The following is a 21,185-nucleotide window of genomic DNA, read 5'->3' as shown; positions in this document are numbered from 1 at the left end:
TGAGCACCATGGATCACGCTGCGGTGCTGGCACTGTTCGACCGGGACATGCGAGAGGGCGCCCGCCCCGACGGGCCCGGGGCCCGGATCGAGCGCGTGGGCGGGGTGGTGCGCCAGGTGGGTTCCGAGCAGGGCTGGAGCGGTGTCGTCTGGTCCGACCTGGACGAGGCGGGCGCCGACGCGGCGATCACCGAGCAGATCCGGTACTTCTCCGGGCTCGGACGCGACTTCGAATGGAAGCTGTACGGCCACGATCTCCCCGTCGACCTGGGAAGACGCCTGCGCGCGGCCGGTTTCACGCCCGCTCCGGAGGAGACGCTGATGGTCGCCGAGGTCGCCGACCTGACCCTCGACGTCGAGCCGCCCGAGGGCGTGCGGATCCTGCCGGTCACCGACCGCGCGGGCGTGGACCTGGTGGCCGACGTCCATGAGAAGGCCTTCGGTACGGACAGCTCCCGGATGCGCCACCAGTTGCTGGCCCAACTCACCGGCGACACCGAGACGGTCGTGGCCGTCGTGGCCCTCGCCGGGGACGTACCGGTGAGCGCCGCCCGGATGGAGTTGCTGCCCCACACCCGTTTCGCCGGGCTGTGGGGCGGTGGCACCGTCGAGGGCTGGCGCGGCCGGGGCGTCTACCGGGCCCTGGTCGCCCACCGCGCCCGCGTCGCGGCCGACCGCGGCTACCGCTACGTCCAGGTCGACGCGCTGGCCCGCAGCCGCCCGATCCTGGCCCGTCTGGGTTTCGAGCCGCTCACGACCACCACGCCGTACGAGTACGCGGTGGGCAGCGCGGCCGCTGCCTGAGCGCCGGTCACAGGTCGAGCTGGTACTCGGTCGCCGTGTGCGTCGGCCGGTAGCCGAGCGCGTCGTTGACCTGGCGCATGGGGAGGTTCTCCTCGGCTGTGTCGGTGAGCAGGGCCAGGTCCGGGGCCAGGGCGTGGGCGTGGCGGATCGCCTCCGCCTTCATCCGCAGCCCGAGGCCGTGGCCCCGGTGCTCGGGCAGCACCGCCGTGCCGTAGTGCTGCCCCTCGCCCTTTCCGTCACCCGGCAGGACCAGCTCGGAGAAGCCGACGATCGTGCCGCTCGACGTGTGCACGGCGGCCACCGTGTACAGCGTGTCGCCGCGCCGCGCGATCGCCTCGGCGGCCGCCACGACCCGCTCGACGTCCCAGCCGACCTTGCCGTAGTCGGTGTCGCCCATCGGCATGTCGTCCATCGCGCGGCGCGAGGCGGCGTAGGTGCGGGCGAGCGACGTCGGTACGACGCCCGTCCACCGGGTCAAGTGGTAGCCCGGGCAGGGCTGCTGGAGGATCCGGGTGATGCGGTCCGGGTCGATCCCGGAGAGTTCGAGCCGGGCGTACGTCAGGGTCAGCACCCGGCGGAGACCACGCGCCGCGAGGAACGCGTCGCCGGGGGAGCCCCGGTCGGCCTGGGCGATGACGGCGCGGCGCCGGTCGTCCCGGGCCGAGATGATCGCCGCGTCGAGCAGCGCCGTACCGACACCCCGCCGCCGCTCGGCCGGGTGCACGGAGACCTCCAGCTCCGCGAGATGGGTCTGCCCCTCCTTGGTGTACAGCCGCAGGAAGGCCGTCCCGAGGGGGGTGCCGTCCTCGCCGGTCGCCAGCCAGACGAGCCGACGGCTCGACGGGGTGACGGCGGGGTCGGTGAGATAGGTGATGCGTGGGGACAACGGCCCTCCGGGAAGGTCGACGGGCGAACGGCGGCGCCCGGCGACGCTAGCCGCCGGGCGCGATCACCCGCAACGAGATTCCGGACGTGCGCAGGCGCCCGTCGTCGCTCCCGGGCCGCTCAGCGGCGAGCCCGGCCGCGGTCCAGTGCCACGATTCCCAGGGCCGCCAGGGCGATCTGGATCAGCCACTCGATCCAGTCGACGCCGCCGGTGTCGGCCACACCGATCCCCGCCGCGATCGCACTGCCGATCAGCGCGGCGACGATGCCCACAAGGATCGTCAGCAGGATGCCGATGCGCTGCCGACCCGGTATGACGAGCCGGCCGAGCACACCTATGACAATGCCGATGACGATGGCGCTGATGATGCCGTCGATCTCCATCTGAACTCCGCCCCTTGTCGTCGGGATACCCGCAACCGAGCGAGTGCCCTTCGGACGCGAGTGCAGTCCGTTTCGGTTTCACGTTCTTCACGGGCCCGGCACCCATCCCGTGACGGCGAGCGCCTCCGCCGCGATGTCCATGACGGGGCGCCCGTCCGTCGGGACACGGACGGTGTCCGCCGGCGCCCGTTCGTCCAGCAGTCGTGCCTTGCGCGCGCTGCCGGTCAGCTCCCGCTCCAACTCGGAGCCGATCTCCCGTCCCCGGAGCCGTCGCTCGGTCGTCTCGTCCGAGGCGGTCAGGAGCACCCGCACGATCCGGACGTCGGCGCCCATGGCCCGCCGGAAGGTGTCGGCCGTCCCGGAGAGCACGCTCAGGGTGTTCGTGTAGATGAGCCGACGGTGACCGAGGGCAGCGTAGTCGCCCCACACGGCGGTGAGGTTGCGCTCCACGAGCGCGGCGCGCTGCGGATCGTCCGCGGGCGCCGGGTGGACCTGCCCCATGAAGTCGCCCTCGATGAGGGCGTGCGGGACCTCGGCGACCCGCAGCCGGTCGGAGATCTCCCAGCCCACGGTCGACTTGCCGACTCCGGCCCGGCCGCCGATGAGCAGCACCTCGGCACGATCCATCTAGTCCACCATCTCCGTGAAACCGAGGCCGGGATGCCTCTGGCAGTGCAGGGCCCTGCGGATCACCGCCGCCGGGTCGCCCTCGTGGTACGGCCGTTCCGAGGGCTCGATGCCGTCGAGGAACTCCTGGTAGCGCACGGCGTACGTGAGGTGTGCCAGCGGCTCGGCCAGGGCCAGTGCGCGGGCCGGGTCGCTCCGCGGGGTGTGCGTCCTCCAGGCGTCGACCCAGACCCGGACGGCCGTGCCGCGTACCGCCTCGGGGAGGAAGTCGTACAGGCGCAGACAGTCCAGTACGGGGTTGCCCCAGTGGGCGTCGGCGAAGTCCATGACGACCGGTGACCGGCCGTCGCCGCGCCAGTTGCCCGGGTGGAAGTCGGCGTGCACCAGGGTGTCGGGGAGGCCGCACTCGGCGAGCCGCTCCCAGCGGCCCGTCAACTCGCGTGCCCTGTCCCGTTCCTGTGCGGTGAGGTCCGGTGCGGCCGGTCCGTCGAGCAGGTCACGCACCAGCCCGGTCAGGACCGGGTCCCGTCGGTCCCGGAGACGTGGCGGCTCGCGGCCGGCCAGGGCGGCCTGCGCGGCGACCGTACGGCGTACTCCCGCCTCGACCGTCGCGGCGTCGGCCGCCCAGCAGTCCTCGCCCGGGACGTGCTCCAGCAGCATCCGGCGCTCGTCGGAGGCGAGGACCGTCGGGACGAGTCCCGCGTCGACGCGGGCGAACGCGGCGATGACGGCGGCCTCGTCGGATGCGAAGCGCGGTGTCGCCTTGAGCCAGACCGGCCCCTGCCCGGTGGGCAGCCTGAAGAGACCCGCCAGGTTCCAGGTCCGCCGCTGCCGGACCGGTCCGGTCACCGGCCGCCCCAGCGCGGCCAGGGTCCGCGAGGCCCAGCCGAGCAGGTCACGCAGCCCGTCCGCGCGTGCCCACGGGGAGCGGAGGGCGTTGTCCGGCTCCAGCAGCGCGCGCGTCCCCCGATCCGCGGGGCGGAGCGCCGGGCTGCCAGGGGCGGGAAGCTCCAACGCCTCGACGTGGTACGTCACATGCCCGTCGCGCCCGCCCTCACCGCCGTCGACACGCAGCAGCCGCACCACGTACACGGCCACCCCGAGCGCGCGTTCCAGCCGCTCCACGACGGGCTCTACCTCGGCCCACCACGGGACGTCGACGGGGAAGGGGCCGGTGACGCCCAGGAGGTCCGCACCCGAGGTCACCAGGGCGCTGAAGGTTCGGCTCACGGCGACAGTGTGCGGTGCACCGTCGACGATTGACATGCAGGTAATTACCTGCATAACGTGGGGTGTGCGATCAGAGAGCGATCCCGGCATGGACAAGGTCTTCAAGGCGCTGGCCGACGAGACCCGCAGAAGGCTGCTGGACCGGCTGCACGAACACAACGGGCAGACCCTGGGCGAGCTGTGCGCGCGGATCGACATGGCGCGGCAGTCGGTGACGCAGCACCTGGGTGTCCTGGAGGCCGCCAACCTGGTCAGCACGGTGCGGCGGGGGCGGGAGAAACTGCACTACCTCAATCCGGTCCCGCTCCACGAGATGCAGGAGCGGTGGATCGACAAGTTCGAGCGCCCCCGGCTGAGAGCGCTCGGTGCCGTGAAACGACGAGCCGAGGAAGCCATGACCGACAAGCCCACATTCGTGTACGTCACCTACATCGCGAGCACGCCCGAGAAGGTCTGGGAGGCGCTGACCAGCGCCGATCTGACCGCCGACTACTGGGGGCACCGCAACGAGTCGGACTGGCGGCAGGGTTCGCGCTGGGCCCATGTCCGCGCCGACGGCTCCGGTGTCGAGGATGTCGTCGGCACGGTCGTGGTGAGCGAGCCCCCGACCCGGCTGGTCACCACCTGGGCCTCCCCGGAGAACGAGGGCAAGGGAGAGACCTACTCGCGGGTCACCTTCGACATCGTGCCGCACGCCGACATCGTGCGGCTCACCGTGACCCACGAGGATCTGCAGGACGAGGGCGCGCTCGCCGAGGTGTCCTTCGGCTGGCCGGCGGTGCTGTCCAACCTCAAGTCGCTGCTGGAGACCGGCCGGGTCCTGCCGCAGGAGCCGTGGAAGGTGCCGGCCCGAGGGTGAGCGGCGGATCGTCCGACCGGGAACGGCGGCGGTCGCCCGAGGACGAACGGCGACGGCCGGTCCGCCTGAGCGGATCGGCCGCCGTTACCCCTCGCGGGCGTTCTGGTCACCCCTACGGGGTGCGGCCCCCTCGGGTGCCGCCCTTGGCTGCGACGCCGGCGCACATCAGCCCCAGCAGCAGGGCCAGGCAGCCGATGACGATGTTGTTGACCACGACACCGGCGTCCGGGCTCTCGCCCACGATCCATGGCGAGATGATCATCCAGACACCCAGTGCGCCCATGGCCCAGCTCAGGCCGTACATCCTCTCCGGCGCGGCGGTGAAGCCGAGGGCCAGCAGTCCGATCGCGATGCCCACGATGAGGTTGTGGGGCACCAGCGCGGGCTGGCTCGTGGTGAAGTGGAGTATCCACGGGGACACGGCGCAGTACAGACCGAGCAGGAACACCGGTCCGTCCACGAGCGCCACGTCGCGACCGCCGAGCATGCGGGCGTACCGAGCCTGCATTTCGGGTGCGTCGGGGTGACTGGAGATGTCACTCCTGTGTGAGACGTTGGCCATGAGTCGACTCCTTTGAACTCCGCAGGCCTGACCGCGTCTGGTGGGGTATGCGGTAAGCGCCGCGTACGTTCATTCTGCGCTTATTTTGCCTTTATGTGTAGTGGTCGGGTCGGAGCGGACCATGGGATGACGGCCGTCCCCGAGGGGCGCCGACCGCACCTCGGGGACGGGCCTGGACGGGGTCGCGCCCTCGACCGGCAGTGGCCCGGTCGTTCGGCCCCGCCCGTTCGCCACTTCCGTGGGAACCAGCCCTTCGGATGCGCAGGGCGGCGATCTCGCCGGATCGGACTCCGGTTCGCACCGCTTGTGCATCGTATAGTCGCCCGCATGGGTACATGCGGGGAGGAAAACCCTGCCGATCCGGGACTCACCAGCGGAGCTCTGGCCCGCAGGCTGGGCGTGTCGCCGACCACCTTGCGTTCCTGGGACCGCCGCTACGGCATCGGGCCCGCGGTCCGCGCCGACGGCCGGCACCGGCGCTGGACCCCGCGGGACGTGACGGTCGTCGAGGCGATGTGCCGGCTCACCGCGGCGGGGGTGCCGCCGGCGGAGGCGGCCCGCGCGGCGAAGGCGGGGGCCGGAGGCCGCAGTGCGGAGGAGGACCCCGGACGTGCCCGCCCGCCGGACGGCGGGCGGCCCCGGCCGTCCGGCACCGCCGGCCCGCCCGCCCCGGGGGACCTCCGCAGGGAGTGCCGGGGCCTCGCCCGTGCCGCCGTACGCCTCGACGCCCCGGCGGTGGAGGAGCAGCTGGCCGAGGCCGTCGAACGGTACGGCCTGACGGTCGCCTGGCAGGAGGTGATGGTGCCGACCCTGCACGCGGTGGGCCGGAAATGGGCCTCCTCCGGGGACCGCTACGTCGAGGTCGAGCATCTGCTGTCCTGGCACGTCTCCACCACTCTGCGCCGCCACGCCCGGCCGCCCGCACCCCGGCCCGACACCACCGCGCCCGGACCGGTCGTGCTCGCGTGTGTGCCGGGCGAGCAGCACACCCTCCCGCTGGAGGCCCTCAACGCCGCCCTCGGCGAACTCGGCCTGCCCACCAGGATGTTCGGCGCGGCCGTCCCCGCCGAGGCGCTCACCTCGGCGGTCGACCGGCTCGGCCCCGTGGCGGTCGTCCTGTGGGCCCAGGCCCGCTCCACGGCGAGCCTGCCCCTCGCCCGTCATGTCGCCGCCGCGCGCTGGGGTGTGAAGGGTGCCCGCAGGCAGCCGCTCGTCGTGCTGGGCGGCCCCGGCTGGCACGGGCACCCCGCGCCCGGCACCGTCCGGCCGTCCTCGCTGGGCGACGCGGTGGAGGTGCTGTCGGCGCTGCGGGGACAGGTGGACCGGCCGGAACGGTCGCAACGGCCGTCTTCCGGCGTCGGAGCGGACGATCCGGCGCGTCGGGCGCCGGAGCCGCGGGAGCCGGCGCCTCGGGATCCGGAGCGTCAGGATGCGCGTCCCCGGAGGAACCGTTCCCGTCCCTCGGCCAACTCCACGATCGGCTCCGGATAGTCCAGCGCCGCACGGTCCAACCCGAGCAGCTTCCACGGCTCATGGACTGCCGGCCCCGCGACGTCCGCCAGCTCCGGTACCCAGCGCCGTACGTACTCCCCCTCCGGGTCGTACCGCTTCGCCTGGATGACCGGGTTGAGGATCCGGTTGGGGCGGGTGTCCGTGCCGGTCCCCGCGACCCACTGCCAGTTGAGCTGGTTGTTGGCCACGTCGCCGTCGACGAGGAGATCCAGGAAGTGCCGGGCACCCACGCGCCAGTCGACGTACAGCGTCTTGGTCAGGAAGCTCGCCGTCAGCAGACGGCCGCGGTTGTGCATCCAGCCCTCGTGGCGCAGCTGGCGCATGGCCGCGTCGACCACCGGATAGCCGGTGCGGCCCTCCCGCCACGCCTCGACCTCGTCCGGTGCGGATCGCCAACGGTCGTGCCTGGCCCGGTAGTCCACGGACGCGGCCGCCGGCCGCACGGCCAGCACCTGGCGGTTGAAGTCCCGCCACGCGAGCTGCCGTACGAACGCCTCGGCACCCGGGCCGCCCGCCCCGCGCGCCCGGTGGACCAGTTCGACGGGGGAGAGGGTGCCGAAGTGCAGATGCGGTGAGAGCCGCGAGGTGGCGTCGCCCGCCAGGTCGTCGTGCCGGTCCTCGTACGCCGCGATGCCGGACCGCAGCCACGAGGTGAACCGTGCGCGGCCCTCCGTCTCACCGCCGACCGCCAGCTCCGGCGACAGGCCGGACAGCTCCGCCCGCGAGGGCGGTTGCTCCGAGCCGATCTCTTCCGGCACCCGTACCGTCCGCGGCGCGGCCAGCGGGTCGCGCAGCCGCTGCCGGGACCAGTGGCGGAAGTACGGCGTGAACACCGAGAAGTGGTCCGACGAGGCCGGTGTCACCGCCCCGGGATCCACAGCGGTCGTCACCGTCTCGTGCACGTGCAGGCGTACGCCCTCGGCCTCCAGGGCGCGCCGCAGCCGCTCCTCGCGCCGCTGGGCGTACGCGCCGGCGTCGGCCGCCAGATGCACCTCGTCGGCGTCCGCCTCGGCGGCCACCTTGCACACCTCCTCGACCACGTCTCCTGAACGCACCACCAGTCGGCCACCCCGCTCACGCAGTCCCGCGTCGAGGTCACGCAGACAGTCGGCGAGGAACGCGAGCCGGTTGGGCACGGCGAACCCGGCCGCGGCCACGGCCCTGTCGCGCACGAACAGCGGGACCACCTGCCGGGATCCGTCGAGCGCCGCGCGCAGCGGCGGATGGTCGTGCAGCCGCAGATCGGAGGTGAACAGGACGACCGAGACGTTCATGGACGGGCTCCGGGGATGGGGAAGCGGAAGCGGAAGGGGAGGGAAGGGGATCGAGCGGGGGGCGGATCGGACGGGTTGGGCGGATCGGACGGATCTGATGGATACGGATCGGGCGCTCACGGGCGGGCCGCCGCGCACGGCGGGGTCGCGGGGCCACGGCCCGCCGGAACGCGGTCGCGCGCCCCGCGTCCGGTGTCGCGGCCCTCGACATCACTTCCTCCGTGACAGCGGTCACGGATGCGCCCGGGGAGAATCGCCGCGCGTTCGGGTGATCGGTACGGCGACTACGCTGACCGCGTGGCCACAGTGAACGATCCCGCTCGGCAGCCGGGGAACGACGGGGGTGCCGTCTCCGGGGCGCCGACCGACCTGCACGCCTTCGCCGTGGCGCTGCGCCGGATGAACGGCGAGATCAACCGGCTGGTGCACGCCTTCGCGGGCGACCACGGACTGCACGCGACGGACGTCCAGGCGCTCGCGGCGATCCTGGACGCGGAGGCGCCCATGACGCCGAAGCGGCTGCGTGAACGCCTCGGGCTGACCTCCGGCGCGGTCACCGCGTGCGTGGACCGGCTGGAGCGCGCCGGGCACGTCCGCCGGGTCCGGGAGAGCGCCGACCGCCGGGTGGTGCACCTGTACTACGCGGCGGACGCGCGCGTCACGGCCCGTACCTACTTCCGGCCCCTCGCGGCGGCGACCGAGGCTGCGCGTTCCCGGTTCACCGCCGAGGAGCTGGCCGTCGTCCTGCGCTTCCTCGCGGCGATGAACGAGGAGTTGGGCGCGGGCGCCGACGCCGAGCACGCCCGCTGAACCGGCCCCAGCCGGGTCGACCAACTCCCTGCTGACACGGGCGAGGGTCGGGCCTCTAGGATCAGACCGCGAAGTAACTCAATCATTGAGATTGTTTTTCGTTGAGTCATCTGTTTGGGTCACTCGTCGATGCAACTCCGCCCGGACTCTGGAGCACCATGTCCCCCACCCCGCGACGCGCCCGCCGGCTCGTCCCCCTCCTGCTGATCGCCGTCTGGCTCGTCGTCGGTGGAGTCCTCGGCCCGTACGCCGGGCGTCTCGGCGAGGTCGCCACCAACGACCAGGCCTCGTTCCTGCCGCGCAGCGCCGAATCCACCGAAGTCGTCTCCGCCCAGCGGGCCTTCCGGCAGGACGAGACGCTGCCGGCGATCGTCGTGTGGACGGGCGACGGTCTCGCGGAGCGGCGCGTCTCGGCCGACCGCGTCCTCGCCTCCCTCGCCGACACCCCCGGGGTCACGGGAGAGGTCTCGCCCGCACTCCTCTCGCGGGACGGCGAGGCGCTGCGGGCAGTGGTCCCGCTCAGGCCCGACCTCGGCGACAGGTTGCCCGAGACCCTCGACCGGATCCGTGCCGCCGTCGAACGCCTGCCCGCCACCACCGTCCACCTGGCCGGGCCCGCCGCGAGCCAGGCGGACCTGTCCGACGCCTTCGCCGGCATCGACGGCCTGCTGCTCGCCGTGGCTCTCCTGACCGTGCTGGTGATCCTGCTGCTCGTCTACCGCAGCGTGCTGCTCCCCCTGGTGATCATCCTCGGCGCGGTGTTCGCCCTGAGCCTCGCCTGCGCGGTCGTGTACGCCCTCGCCGACCGGGGCGTCGTCCGCGTCGACGGGCAGGTCCAGGGCATCCTGTCCATCCTCGTCATCGGCGCCGCCACCGACTACGCCCTGCTCCTCACTGCCCGCTTCCGTGAGGAACTCGCCGACCGCGCCGACCGGTTCACGGCCATGCGGGCCGCGCTGCGGCAGTCCTGGGGCGCGATCGTGGCCAGTGCCGCGACCGTCGCGCTCGGCCTGCTCGCCCTGCTGCTCAGCGACCTCACCAACAACCGGGCGCTCGGACCGGTCGGTGCCATCGGCATCGGCTGCGCCGTCCTCGCCACGCTCACCTTCCTGCCCGCCGTCCTGGTCGCCCTCGGTCACGCCGCCTACTGGCCCGCCCGGCCGGGCGCCCGCACGGCCGCCGCGCGGCGCGGCGAGGGGGTATGGCCGCGGGTCGCGGACCTCGTCGACCGCGAGCCGCGCCGGGTGTGGGCCGTGACCCTGGTCGTCCTCCTCGCCGGCGCCGTCTTCGCCCCGACCCTGACCTCCAAGGGCGTCCCCCTCGACGAGACCTTCGTGGGCGGCGCCCCCTCCGTCGCCGCCCAGAAGACCCTCGGCGAACACTTCCCCGCGGGCTCCGGCAACCCCGCCGTGGTCGTCGCGGACGCGGACCGGCTGGAGCCGGTGCTCGTCGCCGCCCGCTCCACCGACGGAGTCGCCTCGGCGGCCGTCGGCGAGTCCGGCCGCCCCGGGGCCGAGTCGCTGGTCGTCGACGGACGGGTACGGGTGGACGTCACCTTCGACGCCGCCGCGGACAGCGACGCCGCGAAGCGGACGGTGGCCCGGCTGCGGACCGCTCTGCACGCCGTGCCCGGCGCGGACGCCCTCGTCGGCGGCTACACCGCACAGCAGTACGACACCCTGCGCACCGCCGAACGCGACCGCACGCTCATCGTCCCGGTCGTCCTCGCCGTCATCCTTCTCATCCTGATCGGCCTGCTGCGCTCGCTGCTGCTGCCGGTGCTGCTGGTCGCCACGGTGGCCCTGAACTTCCTCGCCACGCTGGGCGTCTCCGCCCTCGTCTTCAAGCACCTGTTCGGCTTCACCGGGACCGACCCGTCCGTCCCGCTCTACGGGTTCGTGTTCCTGGTGGCGCTGGGCGTCGACTACAACATCTTCCTCATGTCCCGGGTCCGCGAGGAGTCACTGCGGCACGGCGTACGCCAGGGCGTGCTGCGCGGGCTGGTCAGCACGGGCGGGGTCATCACCTCCGCGGGCGTGGTCCTGGCGGCGACCTTCGCCGCGCTGGGCGTGATCCCGCTGGCCTTCCTCGCCCAGATCGCCTTCATCGTGGCCTTCGGCGTCCTCCTGGACACCCTCGTGGTGCGCTCGCTGCTGGTGCCGGCACTGGTGCGGGACCTCGGGGAGCGCGCCTGGTGGCCGGGGAAGGTGGGCTCCGGCGATGCGGCCGACGGCGGCGGGACGGCCGACGGCGGCGGGACGGCTGAGGACGGCGGGTCGGCTGAGGACGGCGAGGCCGCGGACCGCGACGAGGCGGGTCGCCACGCCGGTCGGTGAGACGTGATCGCGCCCGGGGCGGGTCATGAGCCTGCCTCGGGCCGGGGCATGAGCTCGCCCGGCGCCCAGCGTCCGCGCCCCCCGGACGAACGCCTCGTGCAGATCCCGGGCCCCCTGCGGTACGGAATCCGCCCTGCGGCGCTGGAGCGTCAGCAGCACCCGCGTCGTGTCGACGCGCCGCGCGGACCCGGCCGGTTCAGTACGCCGCCGACAGCGAGGCGAGGTGGGCGCGGCGAACCTCGGGGGTCTGGCCCTGCACCAGGAGGAACATCGCCTCACGGGCCAGGCGCTGCGCGCGGTTGTCCAGGTCGATGGCGCGTCCGCCACCGGCGACGACCGCCGCGGTCGTCGCCGTGCGCATCAGGTCGAACGCCTTCGTCTTGAGGGCCAGCCGCTCCTCCATGTGCTCGTGCGGCGCCGGATGGTCGGCGAGGGCGTACGCCTGCCGCCGCACCTTGTCGAGCCGCAGCCGGAGCGCCTTGGTCGCGGGGTCGTCCTGGTCGAGCAGGCCGAGGGCCGACTCGGCGACCCCGAACACCGCCGGCGAGGCGTTCGTCGGCTTGGGGCGGTCGCTCGCGGCCCATGACTCGTACGGCGCGTGCAGGGCCACGGCGTCGTCGGGGACCCACAACCCGTCGAGTTGGAGCGAGACCGTACGGGCGGCGGTGAGCGCCGCGAGCCGCATGGGCGCCGAGGCCCGCAGCCCGGTCTGCGGACGGGCCTCCGTGAACGCGAACACCACCTCGTCCGCGTCCGTGACGCCGGCCAGCAGCATCACGTCGTTGAGGCCCCAGCCGGTGTACCAGGGCACCGTGCCGTGGAACCGCCAGCCGCCACGCCGGGGCACCGCCCGAACAGGGACCTGCGGATAGCGCCGCAGATGCGCGTACGCGACGCCGGACAGCAGCTCGCCGGTGGCCAGCTTCCCCAACAGGTTCTCCCGGGCCGGGAGTTCGCTCTTCGCGAGGGTCAGGACGGGTGTGTGGTGCTGGGTCTGCACGAACCAGGTGGAGCAGCACGCCCCCGCCAGGATCTCGGCGGTCTCCCGCGCCACCGAGCCGGGCGCGCCCGCCCCGCCGTACGCCACCGGCGCGCTCACCCCGAGCAGCCCGGACCGCTTGATCGCCTGGATGGTGCTCGCGGGCACGCCCTCCTGGTCGACGCGCTCCGCCTGGGGCGCGAGGACCTCGGCGGCGAGTCCGCGCGCCTGGACGACGAGAGGGTGTGGTGACGTGGTCATGGGGTGATTCTCCCCGGCCCGGGTCCCAAAGATCACATCTTCGGGACCGGAAGATCACACGTTCTCCATTCGCCTCGCATGGCGTGTGACCTGCGCCACGTCGGCCTGTTGTCGGGTCGTCGGGCGCAGGCGGTCAGGGGGCTGCGTTCGCATGTGCTCGTCGTGCCCGCGCCCCGGAGGGGGCGTCAAGCCCGTCCGGGGCGCCGAGGTCCTCGACCGCCCACGGCGCGATCGGGAGTTGACTGGTCTACACCCTTGACTGGTACAGACCAACGCGCTTGAGTGTGCCCCACACCCCCACCACGGCCGCCCCCACGCCGTGGCCGGCACCGCCGGCACGTGCGCGCGAGGTGCCTCCCAGCCATGCCTCCGGGCCCTCGCCCGGGTGCGGCCGTGCTCCACGAAGGAGTTGGTCACGTGTCGAGGCGCCGCATATCCGCCCTGCTGACCGTGCTGGTCATCGGCGGTTCCACCCCCCTGCTGCTGCCCGCCCAGAGCGCGTCCGCGGCTCCCTGTTCGAGCTATGCGAGCTGGGTGGCCGGCCGGTCCTACGTCACCGGCGACATCGTGCGCTACACCGACGGCAGGGCGTACATCGCCGAGCACGACAACCCGGGGTACGACCCCACCATCAGCACCTGGTACTGGGAGCCGTACGCCTGCGAGAACGGCCCCACCAACCCCTCCGGGTTCGTGGTGAGCGAGGCGCAGTTCAACCAGATGTTCCCGAACCGGAATTCGTTCTACACGTACAGCGGTCTGCGGGCCGCCATGAGCGCCTACCCCGCCTTCGCCACCACGGGCAGCGACACCGTCAAGAAGCAGGAGGCGGCGGCGTTCCTCGCCAACGTCAACCACGAGACCGGCGGCCTCGTCCACATCGTCGAGCAGAACACCGCCAACTACCCCACCTACTGCGACTGGGGTCGGCCCTACGGCTGCCCGGCCGGACAGGCGGCGTACTACGGACGCGGCCCCATCCAACTGAGCTGGAACTTCAACTACAAGGCGGCCGGCGACGCGCTCGGCCTGAACCTGCTGGGCAACCCCTGGCTGGTCCAGAACGACGCGGCCGTCGCCTGGAAGACCGCCCTGTGGTACTGGAACACCCAGACCGGTCCCGGCACCATGACCGGCCACAACGCCATGGTCAGCGGCGCCGGCTTCGGACACACCATCCGCAGCATCAACGGCTCGCTGGAGTGCGACGGCAAGAACCCCGCGCAGGTGCAGAGCCGGGTCAGCGCGTACCAGCGGTTCGTCCGGATCCTCGGCACGTCGGCGGGCGGCAACCTGTACTGCTGAGGGGACCCGGTCGTGTACGCCCGGCTGCGTGGGAGACTGCGGCAGTCGGGCCACGACCGGGGCGGGCGTCCAGGCAAAGCGGCATCAACGGGTTCATATAGGCTGCCAGTTCTGTCCCTGCCGTTCGTCACCACCCGGGAGAGTCACCCGTGAGCGTAGCCACCGCCCACTCCGCATCGGCCGTACCACCCGGCGACGAGACACCCGCGACCGGCGCGGCGCCGACCGGGGACGAGGGCTTCTGGGTCGAGCCCGGAGCGGCCGAGACGCCGACCCCCGAGGCCGCACCCGCGCCCGAGGTGCCCGCACAGCCCTCCGGGGGAACGGCTCCCGCGCGGCCGACGTCCGACGAGGCTGCGCCGTCCGGCCTCGACGTCCCCGCCGAAGAGGCCGTCGACGGCGCCGCCGAGGAGACCGTCGACGACTCCCCGGTCGACGTCGTGGACGAGCAAGTCACGCGCGACGCACGGGAGTTCGGGGTGTACGCGCGCACCGGTGGCTGGGCCTTCGCGCTGAAGGTGGCGCGGAGTGTGCGGCCCGGCGGGGAGCTGGCGGGCGAGACGCCGAAGGTGTCGGCGAAGCACTTCGCCGAGCTGGCGGGATGCTCGCCGGAGCGGGTCATGCGGTACTACAAAGCCTGGGACAGGGCGGCCGACGACGGCATGGTCCCGCACTTCGAGGCACTGGCCCCCGGCGAGGAGGTCGACCTCCCGGACGCGGACGTGTGGCTGTCGTACTACAGCTCACGGTCCAGCGCGACCTCCGACCGGGGCACCGCGATCACGGCGGCGGCCGAGGCCGAGGGCATCCGCCCGACCAAGGCGCTGGAGGTCGCCGAGAACCCCACCGCGCTGCGCGCCGCGATCCTCGCCGACCCCTCCACCGCCCAGGCGGCGCGCACCGCGCTGCTGGACCGCCTCAAGGAGGACCCTGCCCTTCAGGCCGAGCTGGCCCGTGACATCGCCCGCACCGACGAGCTGAAGAAGGCCGTCGCCAGCGAGACCCAGGCGGCCAGCCGGATCGGTTACGTCCGGCAGATCGTGGAGAACGGGCAGGTCAAGACCCCGGCCGGGCAGGTGATCGACGCCACCGCCGAACTGCGCGCCGAGGCCGAGCGGCACCTGTCCCTCATCGACGAGCTCGACGACGACGAGGACACCGGCGAGTGGGCGACGGAGGCCTACGACACCGTCAAGGAACTCGTCGTCCAGGCCGTGGAGTCCGACCCCGAACTGCGGGTCCAGGAGCGGCGGACCAAGTTCTACAGCAGCCTCCAGAAGGCGACGAAGGTCTTCGAGGAGCTGACCCTCGACGACGCCGTCGACCTCGACGCGATCTACGAGGACGACATGCTGGAGCGCCTGGAGGAACTGCAGCAGGCGCTGAGCACGTGCATCGCCGCCCTGCGCAAGGCGTCGCCCGGCGAGTGAGCGCGGGCCGTCGCCCTCCCGCGCCCCGAGACCCCCTGCATCGCGGGGGGTCTCGGTCGTGCCGGGGGCCGCCCGGAGGTACGGGAAGAATGCCACTTGCCGTCCGGTGCGTGTTACGTATAACCTCCCGGGAACCCCGAGCGACCCGAGAGGCCCCGATGAGACGCATAGCCCTGGTCACCCTCGTGGTCGACGACTACGACGAGGCCATCCGCTTCTACACCGAGGCGCTCGGCTTCCGGCTCGTGGAGGACGAACCGCGGCCCGACGGCGCCCGCTGGGTCGTCGTCGAGCCCGGGAGCGAGGGGCAGGGCGGCGGACTGCTGCTGGCGCGCGCCAAGGACGAGGCGCAGCGCGGCCGGATCGGCGACCAGACCGGCGGACGCGTGGGGTTCTTCCTGCACACCGACGACTTCGCCCGCGACCACGCCCGGATGCGGGCCGCGGGCGTCAGTTTCCTGGAGGAGCCGCGCCACGAGCCCTACGGCTCGGTCGCCGTCTTCGAGGACCTGTACGGCAACCGCTGGGACCTCCTCCAGCCCGCCGCCGACTGATCCGTCCCCACCTCTCGACCCCACTCCACCGCACCACCTGCCGAGGAACGAACGCCATGTCTGCTACGCGCATAGACACCGAAGTGATCCGCCGCCTGCCCAAGGCCGTCCTGCACGACCACCTCGACGGCGGCCTGCGTCCCGCCACCCTCGTGGAGCTCGCGGCGGAGGTCGGCCACACCCTCCCGGAGACCGACCCGGAGGGCCTCGCCACCTGGTTCTACGAGGCGGCCAACTCGGGTGACCTGGTGCGTTACATAGCCACGTTCGAGCACACCCTCGCGGTGCTGCAGACCCGCGAGGGCCTGCTGCGCGCGACCGAGGAGTACGTCCTGGACCTGGCCGCCGACGGTGTCGTCTACGGCGAGGTCCGCTACGCCCCCGAGCTGAACACGCGGGGCGCGCTCACGATGAGCGAGGTCGTGGAGACCGTGCAGGAGGGCCTGGCCGCCGGTATGGCGAAGGCCGCAGCCGCGGGCACCCCGGTCCGGGTCGGCACCCTGCTGTGCGGGATGCGGATGTTCGACCGGGTCCGGGAGGCCGCCGACCTGGCCGTGGCCTTCCGGGACGCCGGTGTCGTCGGCTTCGACATCGCGGGCGCCGAGGACGGCTTCCCGCCCGCCGACCACCTGGCCGCCTTCGAGCACCTGCGCCGCGAGAGCGTGCCCTTCACCATCCACGCCGGCGAGGCCCACGGGCTGCCCAGCATCCACCAGGCCCTCCAGGTGTGCGGCGCCCAGCGCATCGGCCATGGCGTGCGCCTGACCGAGGACATCGTCGACGGCAAGCTCGGCCGCCTCGCCGCGTGGGTGCGCGACCGCAGGATCGCCCTGGAGATGTGCCCCACCTCCAACCTCCAGACCGGCGCGGCGACCTCCATCGCCGAGCACCCGATCACGGGCCTGCGGGACCTCGGCTTCCGCGTCACCCTCAACACCGACAACCGCCTGGTCTCGGGCACCACCATGACCCGCGAGATGTCCCTGCTCGTCGAGGAGGCCGACTGGACCCTCGACGACCTGCGCACGGTCACCGTCAACGCACTCAAGAGCGCCTTCATCCCGTTCGACGAGCGCAACGACCTCATCGAGAACGTGGTGCTGCCCGGCTACGCCTCGGCGTCGTCCCGCTGAAGCAGTCCTCGTACGTACGCCGCCTGGCCGACGTGCTGGAGATCGTCGGCCAGGACACTGACCAGGCGCACGCCGAGAGTGACGGGCGGGGTCCACCGCTCGTCCACGACACGGTCCAGGTCGGCGGGCCCGAGCCCGCGCACGTACTCCACCGTCCGGGCGTGCACGGCGTCGAGGTAGCCGGTCAGCAGGTCACCGGAGTCCACCCGGACCTCGGCGACCTGCGCCGGACCGTGCCCGTAGCCCGTGTCCCGGGCCGGCAGCGCGAGTCCGAGGCGTTTCTCCCAGCCCTGGGACAGCCAGACCTGGTCGAGACCGGCGGCGTCGGCCACATGGTCGTCCTGGATCCGGGTGAGATGCCAGACCAGCCAGGCGACGGAGTTGGCCTCGGGGGCGGGGCGGGCGCGGAGTTCCGCCGGGGACAGTCCGTCCACGGCGGCGTGGACCTCCTCCTTGATCCGGCCGTACGCGTCGATGAGAACGTCCTTCACATCCATACGTCCACCATCGAGCATCGCGGCCGTGCCCGCACCGCCCCGCCCAGCGGCGCCGGTCCCCTGATGTGGCGCCGCGCGGTCCCCGTCAGCTGCCCGCGGCACCCTTCGTGCCGATGTGGAAGATCCTCAGGTCGCGGGTCATGTCGACGACCAGCTTGGTCGTCCTGCCGTTGCCCCAGGTGAAGGTGATACCGGCCTCGGCGTGGTTCGCGGTGCCGTTGTCGGTCACCTTCCACCGCACCGGGGTGTTCTGGGCGCGCAGCACACCGTCGGCGTTGTTCTTCTTCTCCCAGGCCTTGAGTTCCTTGCGCAGGGCGGGTGTCAGGTAGAACTTCCGCAACTCCTCGGCGAGCTGCCCGCCGCCAGGGCCGTACGGCGGGTGGCCTCAGTCGCCGGTCAGTGGAGCTTGTTGACGGCGGTGGTCGTGGTCTTCTTGAAGGCCTTCACCGGTGCGTCCTTGAAGCCGCCCATCTGCCCCCAGTCCACGACCGTGACGGTCCGGCCGTCCCGGCCGACCGACAGGAGGCTGATGTCCATGGCTCCCCAGGACGTGACCGTGGCCACGCCGTGGACGCGGGCGCCCTCCTCGACGGCCAGCGTCCCGAGGTCGCGGTACTCGGCCTCGACGTCCGGGTCGGAGGACTCGCTCACACAGTTCTTGAAGTCCTTGTTCAGCCGCGCGGCGAGGGCCTTGGCCTTGCCGGCGCTGCCCGTGACGACGACGACCTGCCGGGCGCTGGTCTCCAGGTCCGTCCGGTAGGAGCGGTGGTTGATGTCGTACGCCAGGAACGCGTCGCCGAGGCAGTACTGCAGCTCCTCGGGGAGACCGTCCTCGATCCTGCCGGCCGTCCAGGAGGACGAGGGGTGCGGCGGGAGCTCGGAGGCCGACAGGTACTTCGGCGCGCCGCTCGCCTTCGCGGCGGCGGCCGGAGCGGCGCCGACGGCGAGCGCGGAGCCCGCGGTGACAGCCGCCAGGGCGAGTGCGGTGAGCGTGCGAGGCAGGGTGTGCTTGGGCATGGAGGTCCCCCGTGAACGAGTACTGAGTGCGGACATGGAATGAATGGGCCGCTTCGCCGACGACGCCGGATGGTCCGTCCGGCCGTGGTCGGTGCGACACCAAGAGCATCGGCCGTCACGGGGCGTGAGCGCAACGGACTACCTCCGATCCCCGGCCATGGAACCATCCCAGCCCCTCTGACGTGCATGTATGGGGAGTCCCTGGGATGCCGTCCCGGGGCGGGGAGGATGTGGAGAACAGTGTCGGCAGCACCGGACGACGTGCGGGAGTTCGCGGAAGCGCTCACGCGTCTCAAGGAACGCACGGACCGCAGTTACGGGCAGCTGGCCCGGCGCCTGGGCATGAACACCTCGACGCTGCACCGCTACTGCGCGGGTGACACCGTCCCGCTCGACTTCGCGCCCGTCGAACGTTTCGCCGCGCTCTGCGGCGCGACCGGCGCGGAGCGGCTCGAACTGCACCGGCTGTGGCAGCCGGCGGTGGCGGCGCGGCAGCGAGCGCGGACGGGTGGGGAGGGCGGCCGCCGAGCCGACACCGGAGCCGGCCGAGTCGGCCGAGCGGGTCGGTCCTGCCGAGGCGGCCCAACGCATCGATGCCCCTGGCCCCGTCGGGTCGGACGAGCCCGCAAAGCCCTTCGAGTCCGCCGAGCCGCCCGTGAAGTCGGCAGAGTCCGTGGAGTCTGCTCCGGCCGCCGGTTCGGCCGAGCCCACGGAGTCCTCGGACCCCACAGAGCCCATCGGGTCCACTGATCCGGTCGGTCCGGTCGAGTCCGTCGGTCCGGTCGAGTCGGTCGACGCGCTCGCGTCGGTGCCTCCGTCCCGGCGGCCCTGGCACCGCCGTCGGCGCACCCTCGTCAGCGCGGCCGTCGCCGCGGTGCTCGTCTCGACGCTGGGCAGCCTCACCGTGCTCCCGTCCGGGAGGTCATCGGGTGACGGCACAGCGCCGGGCGGCGAGCCGACCTCCTCCCGTACGAGCTCGGCGGCCCAGCGCCCGTCGGCCGCGCCCATGAGCCCGTCCCCAACGCCCTCGGACACCGGCAGCACCAAGAGCCCGTCGGGAACCCCCTCGCCGTCGCCCACGCCCACCGAGACCGAGGCCCGTCCCACCGAGGACGACGACAGCGCGGAGGAGCAGGCGCCGGCCACCGGGGTGCCGCTCAGCTGGACCATGAAGTCCCAGATCTGGGACCTCGGCTGCGGTCATGACTACGTTGTCGCCAAACCGCCGAAGGATGTGCCCCCGCCGCCGGCGCCGCAGGACGCGGAGGTCTGGGCCGCGACGCAGCGTGCGGTGCACGGCGGGAACATGATCGTGGAGGTCACGGTCCAGGGACGGAAGTCCACGGACGTCCTCCTGACCGCGCTGCGGGTCCGCGTCGTCGAGCGCGCGGCTCCGGTCAAGGGCTACTCCTACCTCATGGGTGGGGGCTGCGGGGGACGGGTCACGCCCCGGTACTTCGACGTGGACCTGGACCAGGACCGGCCGGTCGCCCGCTCGGTGGACGGCGCGGACCTGGACGTACGGATCCCGGCCGTGCGCTTTCCGTACCGTGTGTCGGCCGAGGACCCGGAGATGTTGAAGGTCTCCGCCAAGACCGTGACCTGTGACTGCAGCTGGTACCTGGAGCTGGAGTGGTCCTCCGAGGGCCGAACCGGCACGGTCCGGATCGACGACGAAGGCCGTCCGTTCCGCACGACCGGGATCGAGGGACTGCCGCGCTACGAGTACGACACCCTGAACCGCCGGTGGACCCCCTTCACCGGCTGACCTCGGGACACCCCGCCGGGGTGTCGAGGAGTTCCATCAGGGCGCGCGCCGCGGGGCTCATGGCCTGCGGCGGCGGCAGCAGTGCGACCGTCTCGTACACGGTCTCGCCGGTGCCCTTGACGGCGAGCGCGACGAGCGAGTCGCGCTTGTGCCGGAAATGGCGCGGGACGACGGCGACACAGAGGTTCTCCTCGACGAGCTCCAGCAGGCTGTGCACGTCGTTGACCTCCAGGGCGACCGTGCGGCGGACCCCGGCGGCGGCGAACACCGCGTCGGTGGTCCGACGCGGGCCCCAGTCCGGGTGGAAGTCGACGAAGACCTCGCCACCTAGTTCCTCCGGCGCCACCGCGGCGCCGGCGGTGGCGAGGGGATGGCTCGGGTGGCACAGGACGGTCATCGGCTCGCCGGACAGGGGGACGACCCGCAGCTGGTCGGTGTCCCTCTGCGCCGCCCGCACGGCGAACGCCAGATCGAGGCGGCCGCTCGCGACCTCCTCGGCCAGCGCGCCCGAGCCCGCCTGGCGCAGACAGATCTCCACATCCGGATGGCGGCGCCGGAACGAGGCCAGCAGCCCCGCCACGTTCAGCCCGGCCACACACTGCTCGGACCCCACCGCCAGCATGCCCCGCAGCACGCCCTGCACGGCGGCCACCGCCTCCCGCGCCGACCGCACCTGCGCGAGGATCCGCTCCGCCTCGCCCAGCAGCGCCCGCCCGGCGGGTGTGAGCATCACCCGGCGGGTCGTCCGCACGAACAGCGGCGTCTGCAGCTCGCGCTCCAGGGCCCGGACGGAGGCCGACAGACCCGACTGGGAGACCAGCAGCCGTTCGGCGGCCCGGGTGAAGTGCTCCTCCTCGGCGACCGCGACGAAGTGCTGGAGATGACGGAGTTCCATGACTGAGAAGCGTAGGCGCTGAATCCCATCGGATTCTTCTGTTGGACCAATGCCTCCAGGTCGC

Annotated in this window: 21 protein-coding genes and 1 pseudogene; 11 read left to right on the top strand and 11 right to left on the bottom strand. The window is 72.7% G+C overall.

Features of this window, described 5'->3' with window-relative positions; genetic code table 11:
• Positions 1-8 precede the first annotated feature (8 nt).
• A complete protein-coding gene (locus E4N62_RS24545; RefSeq protein WP_230217761.1) occupies positions 9-803 on the top strand; it encodes a GNAT family N-acetyltransferase in 795 nt (264 codons plus the stop codon).
• A gap of 7 nt (positions 804-810) precedes the next feature.
• Here E4N62_RS24545 and E4N62_RS24540 read toward each other — a convergent pair whose 3' ends face one another.
• The 4 genes from E4N62_RS24540 to E4N62_RS24525 form a co-directional block, all read right to left on the bottom strand.
• Positions 811-1,689 (bottom strand): GNAT family N-acetyltransferase, encoded by an 879-nt coding sequence (locus E4N62_RS24540; RefSeq protein ID WP_230217759.1) that lies wholly within the window; start codon positions 1,687-1,689, stop codon positions 811-813.
• Between the two features lie 119 nt (positions 1,690-1,808).
• The gene (locus E4N62_RS24535; RefSeq protein WP_230217757.1) at positions 1,809-2,072 is read right to left on the bottom strand and encodes a GlsB/YeaQ/YmgE family stress response membrane protein; all 264 of its coding nucleotides are present in this window, start codon (positions 2,070-2,072) and stop codon (positions 1,809-1,811) included.
• Between the two features lie 87 nt (positions 2,073-2,159).
• Positions 2,160-2,699 carry a hypothetical protein gene (locus E4N62_RS24530; protein ID WP_230217755.1) on the bottom strand — a complete coding sequence of 180 codons (540 nt, stop codon included), beginning with the start codon at positions 2,697-2,699 and terminating at the stop codon, positions 2,160-2,162.
• Positions 2,700-3,929 (bottom strand): aminoglycoside phosphotransferase family protein, encoded by a 1,230-nt coding sequence (locus tag E4N62_RS24525; protein WP_230217753.1) that lies wholly within the window; start codon positions 3,927-3,929, stop codon positions 2,700-2,702.
• Between the two features lie 88 nt (positions 3,930-4,017).
• Between E4N62_RS24525 and E4N62_RS24520 the strand changes: the two genes are divergently transcribed.
• The gene (locus E4N62_RS24520; RefSeq protein ID WP_230217852.1) at positions 4,018-4,788 is read left to right on the top strand and encodes a metalloregulator ArsR/SmtB family transcription factor; all 771 of its coding nucleotides are present in this window, start codon (positions 4,018-4,020) and stop codon (positions 4,786-4,788) included.
• Between the two features lie 112 nt (positions 4,789-4,900).
• Here E4N62_RS24520 and E4N62_RS24515 read toward each other — a convergent pair whose 3' ends face one another.
• Positions 4,901-5,350 carry an SPW repeat protein gene (locus E4N62_RS24515; RefSeq protein WP_230217751.1) on the bottom strand — a complete coding sequence of 150 codons (450 nt, stop codon included), beginning with the start codon at positions 5,348-5,350 and terminating at the stop codon, positions 4,901-4,903.
• A gap of 327 nt (positions 5,351-5,677) precedes the next feature.
• On the opposite strand from E4N62_RS24515, the gene E4N62_RS24510 reads away from it, so the two are divergent.
• Positions 5,678-6,841 carry a cobalamin B12-binding domain-containing protein gene (locus E4N62_RS24510; protein ID WP_230217749.1) on the top strand — a complete coding sequence of 388 codons (1,164 nt, stop codon included), beginning with the start codon at positions 5,678-5,680 and terminating at the stop codon, positions 6,839-6,841.
• On the opposite strand, the gene E4N62_RS24505 is transcribed toward E4N62_RS24510, so the two are convergent.
• Positions 6,775-8,136, bottom strand: a complete 1,362-nt coding sequence (locus E4N62_RS24505; protein ID WP_230217747.1) for a deoxyribodipyrimidine photo-lyase — start codon at positions 8,134-8,136, stop codon at positions 6,775-6,777. The two genes, E4N62_RS24510 and E4N62_RS24505, sit on opposite strands and share 67 nt — an antisense overlap.
• Positions 8,137-8,442: 306 nt before the next feature.
• Between E4N62_RS24505 and E4N62_RS24500 the strand changes: the two genes are divergently transcribed.
• The gene (locus E4N62_RS24500) at positions 8,443-8,946 is read left to right on the top strand and encodes a MarR family winged helix-turn-helix transcriptional regulator (protein WP_230217850.1); all 504 of its coding nucleotides are present in this window, start codon (positions 8,443-8,445) and stop codon (positions 8,944-8,946) included.
• 158 nt (positions 8,947-9,104) lie between these two features.
• Positions 9,105-11,282, top strand: a complete 2,178-nt coding sequence (locus E4N62_RS24495) for an MMPL family transporter (protein WP_230217745.1) — start codon at positions 9,105-9,107, stop codon at positions 11,280-11,282.
• Positions 11,283-11,478: 196 nt separating this feature from the next.
• On the opposite strand, the gene E4N62_RS24485 is transcribed toward E4N62_RS24495, so the two are convergent.
• Positions 11,479-12,522, bottom strand: coding sequence for an acyl-CoA dehydrogenase family protein (locus E4N62_RS24485; RefSeq protein ID WP_230217743.1), 1,044 nt, complete (start codon positions 12,520-12,522; stop codon positions 11,479-11,481).
• 417 nt (positions 12,523-12,939) lie between these two features.
• Between E4N62_RS24485 and E4N62_RS24480 the strand changes: the two genes are divergently transcribed.
• From E4N62_RS24480 to E4N62_RS24465, 4 genes are all read left to right on the top strand, one after another.
• Positions 12,940-13,827, top strand: coding sequence for a glycoside hydrolase family 19 protein (locus E4N62_RS24480; RefSeq protein ID WP_230217741.1), 888 nt, complete (start codon positions 12,940-12,942; stop codon positions 13,825-13,827).
• 149 nt (positions 13,828-13,976) lie between these two features.
• Positions 13,977-15,257, top strand: coding sequence for a hypothetical protein (locus tag E4N62_RS24475; RefSeq protein WP_230217739.1), 1,281 nt, complete (start codon positions 13,977-13,979; stop codon positions 15,255-15,257).
• A gap of 158 nt (positions 15,258-15,415) precedes the next feature.
• Positions 15,416-15,811 (top strand): VOC family protein, encoded by a 396-nt coding sequence (locus E4N62_RS24470; protein WP_230217737.1) that lies wholly within the window; start codon positions 15,416-15,418, stop codon positions 15,809-15,811.
• Positions 15,812-15,867: 56 nt separating this feature from the next.
• Positions 15,868-16,944 carry an adenosine deaminase gene (locus E4N62_RS24465; protein WP_230217735.1) on the top strand — a complete coding sequence of 359 codons (1,077 nt, stop codon included), beginning with the start codon at positions 15,868-15,870 and terminating at the stop codon, positions 16,942-16,944.
• Here E4N62_RS24465 and E4N62_RS24460 read toward each other — a convergent pair.
• From E4N62_RS24460 to E4N62_RS24450, 3 genes are all read right to left on the bottom strand, one after another.
• Positions 16,920-17,441, bottom strand: coding sequence for a DinB family protein (locus E4N62_RS24460; RefSeq protein WP_230217733.1), 522 nt, complete (start codon positions 17,439-17,441; stop codon positions 16,920-16,922). The genes E4N62_RS24465 and E4N62_RS24460 overlap by 25 nt on opposite strands.
• 85 nt (positions 17,442-17,526) lie before the next feature.
• Positions 17,527-17,781, bottom strand: coding sequence for a hypothetical protein (locus E4N62_RS24455; protein ID WP_374117053.1), 255 nt, complete (start codon positions 17,779-17,781; stop codon positions 17,527-17,529).
• 56 nt (positions 17,782-17,837) lie between these two features.
• Positions 17,838-18,458, bottom strand: coding sequence for a hypothetical protein (locus E4N62_RS24450; RefSeq protein WP_230217731.1), 621 nt, complete (start codon positions 18,456-18,458; stop codon positions 17,838-17,840).
• Positions 18,459-18,497: 39 nt separating this feature from the next.
• On the opposite strand from E4N62_RS24450, the pseudogene E4N62_RS49610 reads away from it, so the two are divergent.
• Positions 18,498-18,857 (top strand): annotated as a pseudogene (locus E4N62_RS49610) (helix-turn-helix domain-containing protein); the annotation flags it as partial.
• Between the two features lie 109 nt (positions 18,858-18,966).
• Positions 18,967-20,226: a transcriptional regulator gene (locus tag E4N62_RS24445; RefSeq protein WP_374117052.1), complete on the top strand. Its 1,260-nt coding sequence runs from the start codon at positions 18,967-18,969 to the stop codon at positions 20,224-20,226.
• Here the strand turns inward: E4N62_RS24445 and E4N62_RS24440 are convergent.
• Complete coding sequence (locus E4N62_RS24440; RefSeq protein WP_230217729.1) at positions 20,216-21,121, bottom strand: LysR substrate-binding domain-containing protein; 906 nt, start codon at positions 21,119-21,121, stop codon at positions 20,216-20,218. The genes E4N62_RS24445 and E4N62_RS24440 overlap by 11 nt on opposite strands.
• Between the last annotated feature and the right edge of the window lie 64 nt (positions 21,122-21,185).

Origin of the sequence: Streptomyces sp. MNU76 (genome assembly GCF_020982545.1) — a bacterium.
Taxonomy (GTDB): domain Bacteria; phylum Actinomycetota; class Actinomycetes; order Streptomycetales; family Streptomycetaceae; genus Streptomyces.
This window is presented reverse-complemented; position numbering and strand designations above follow the sequence as displayed.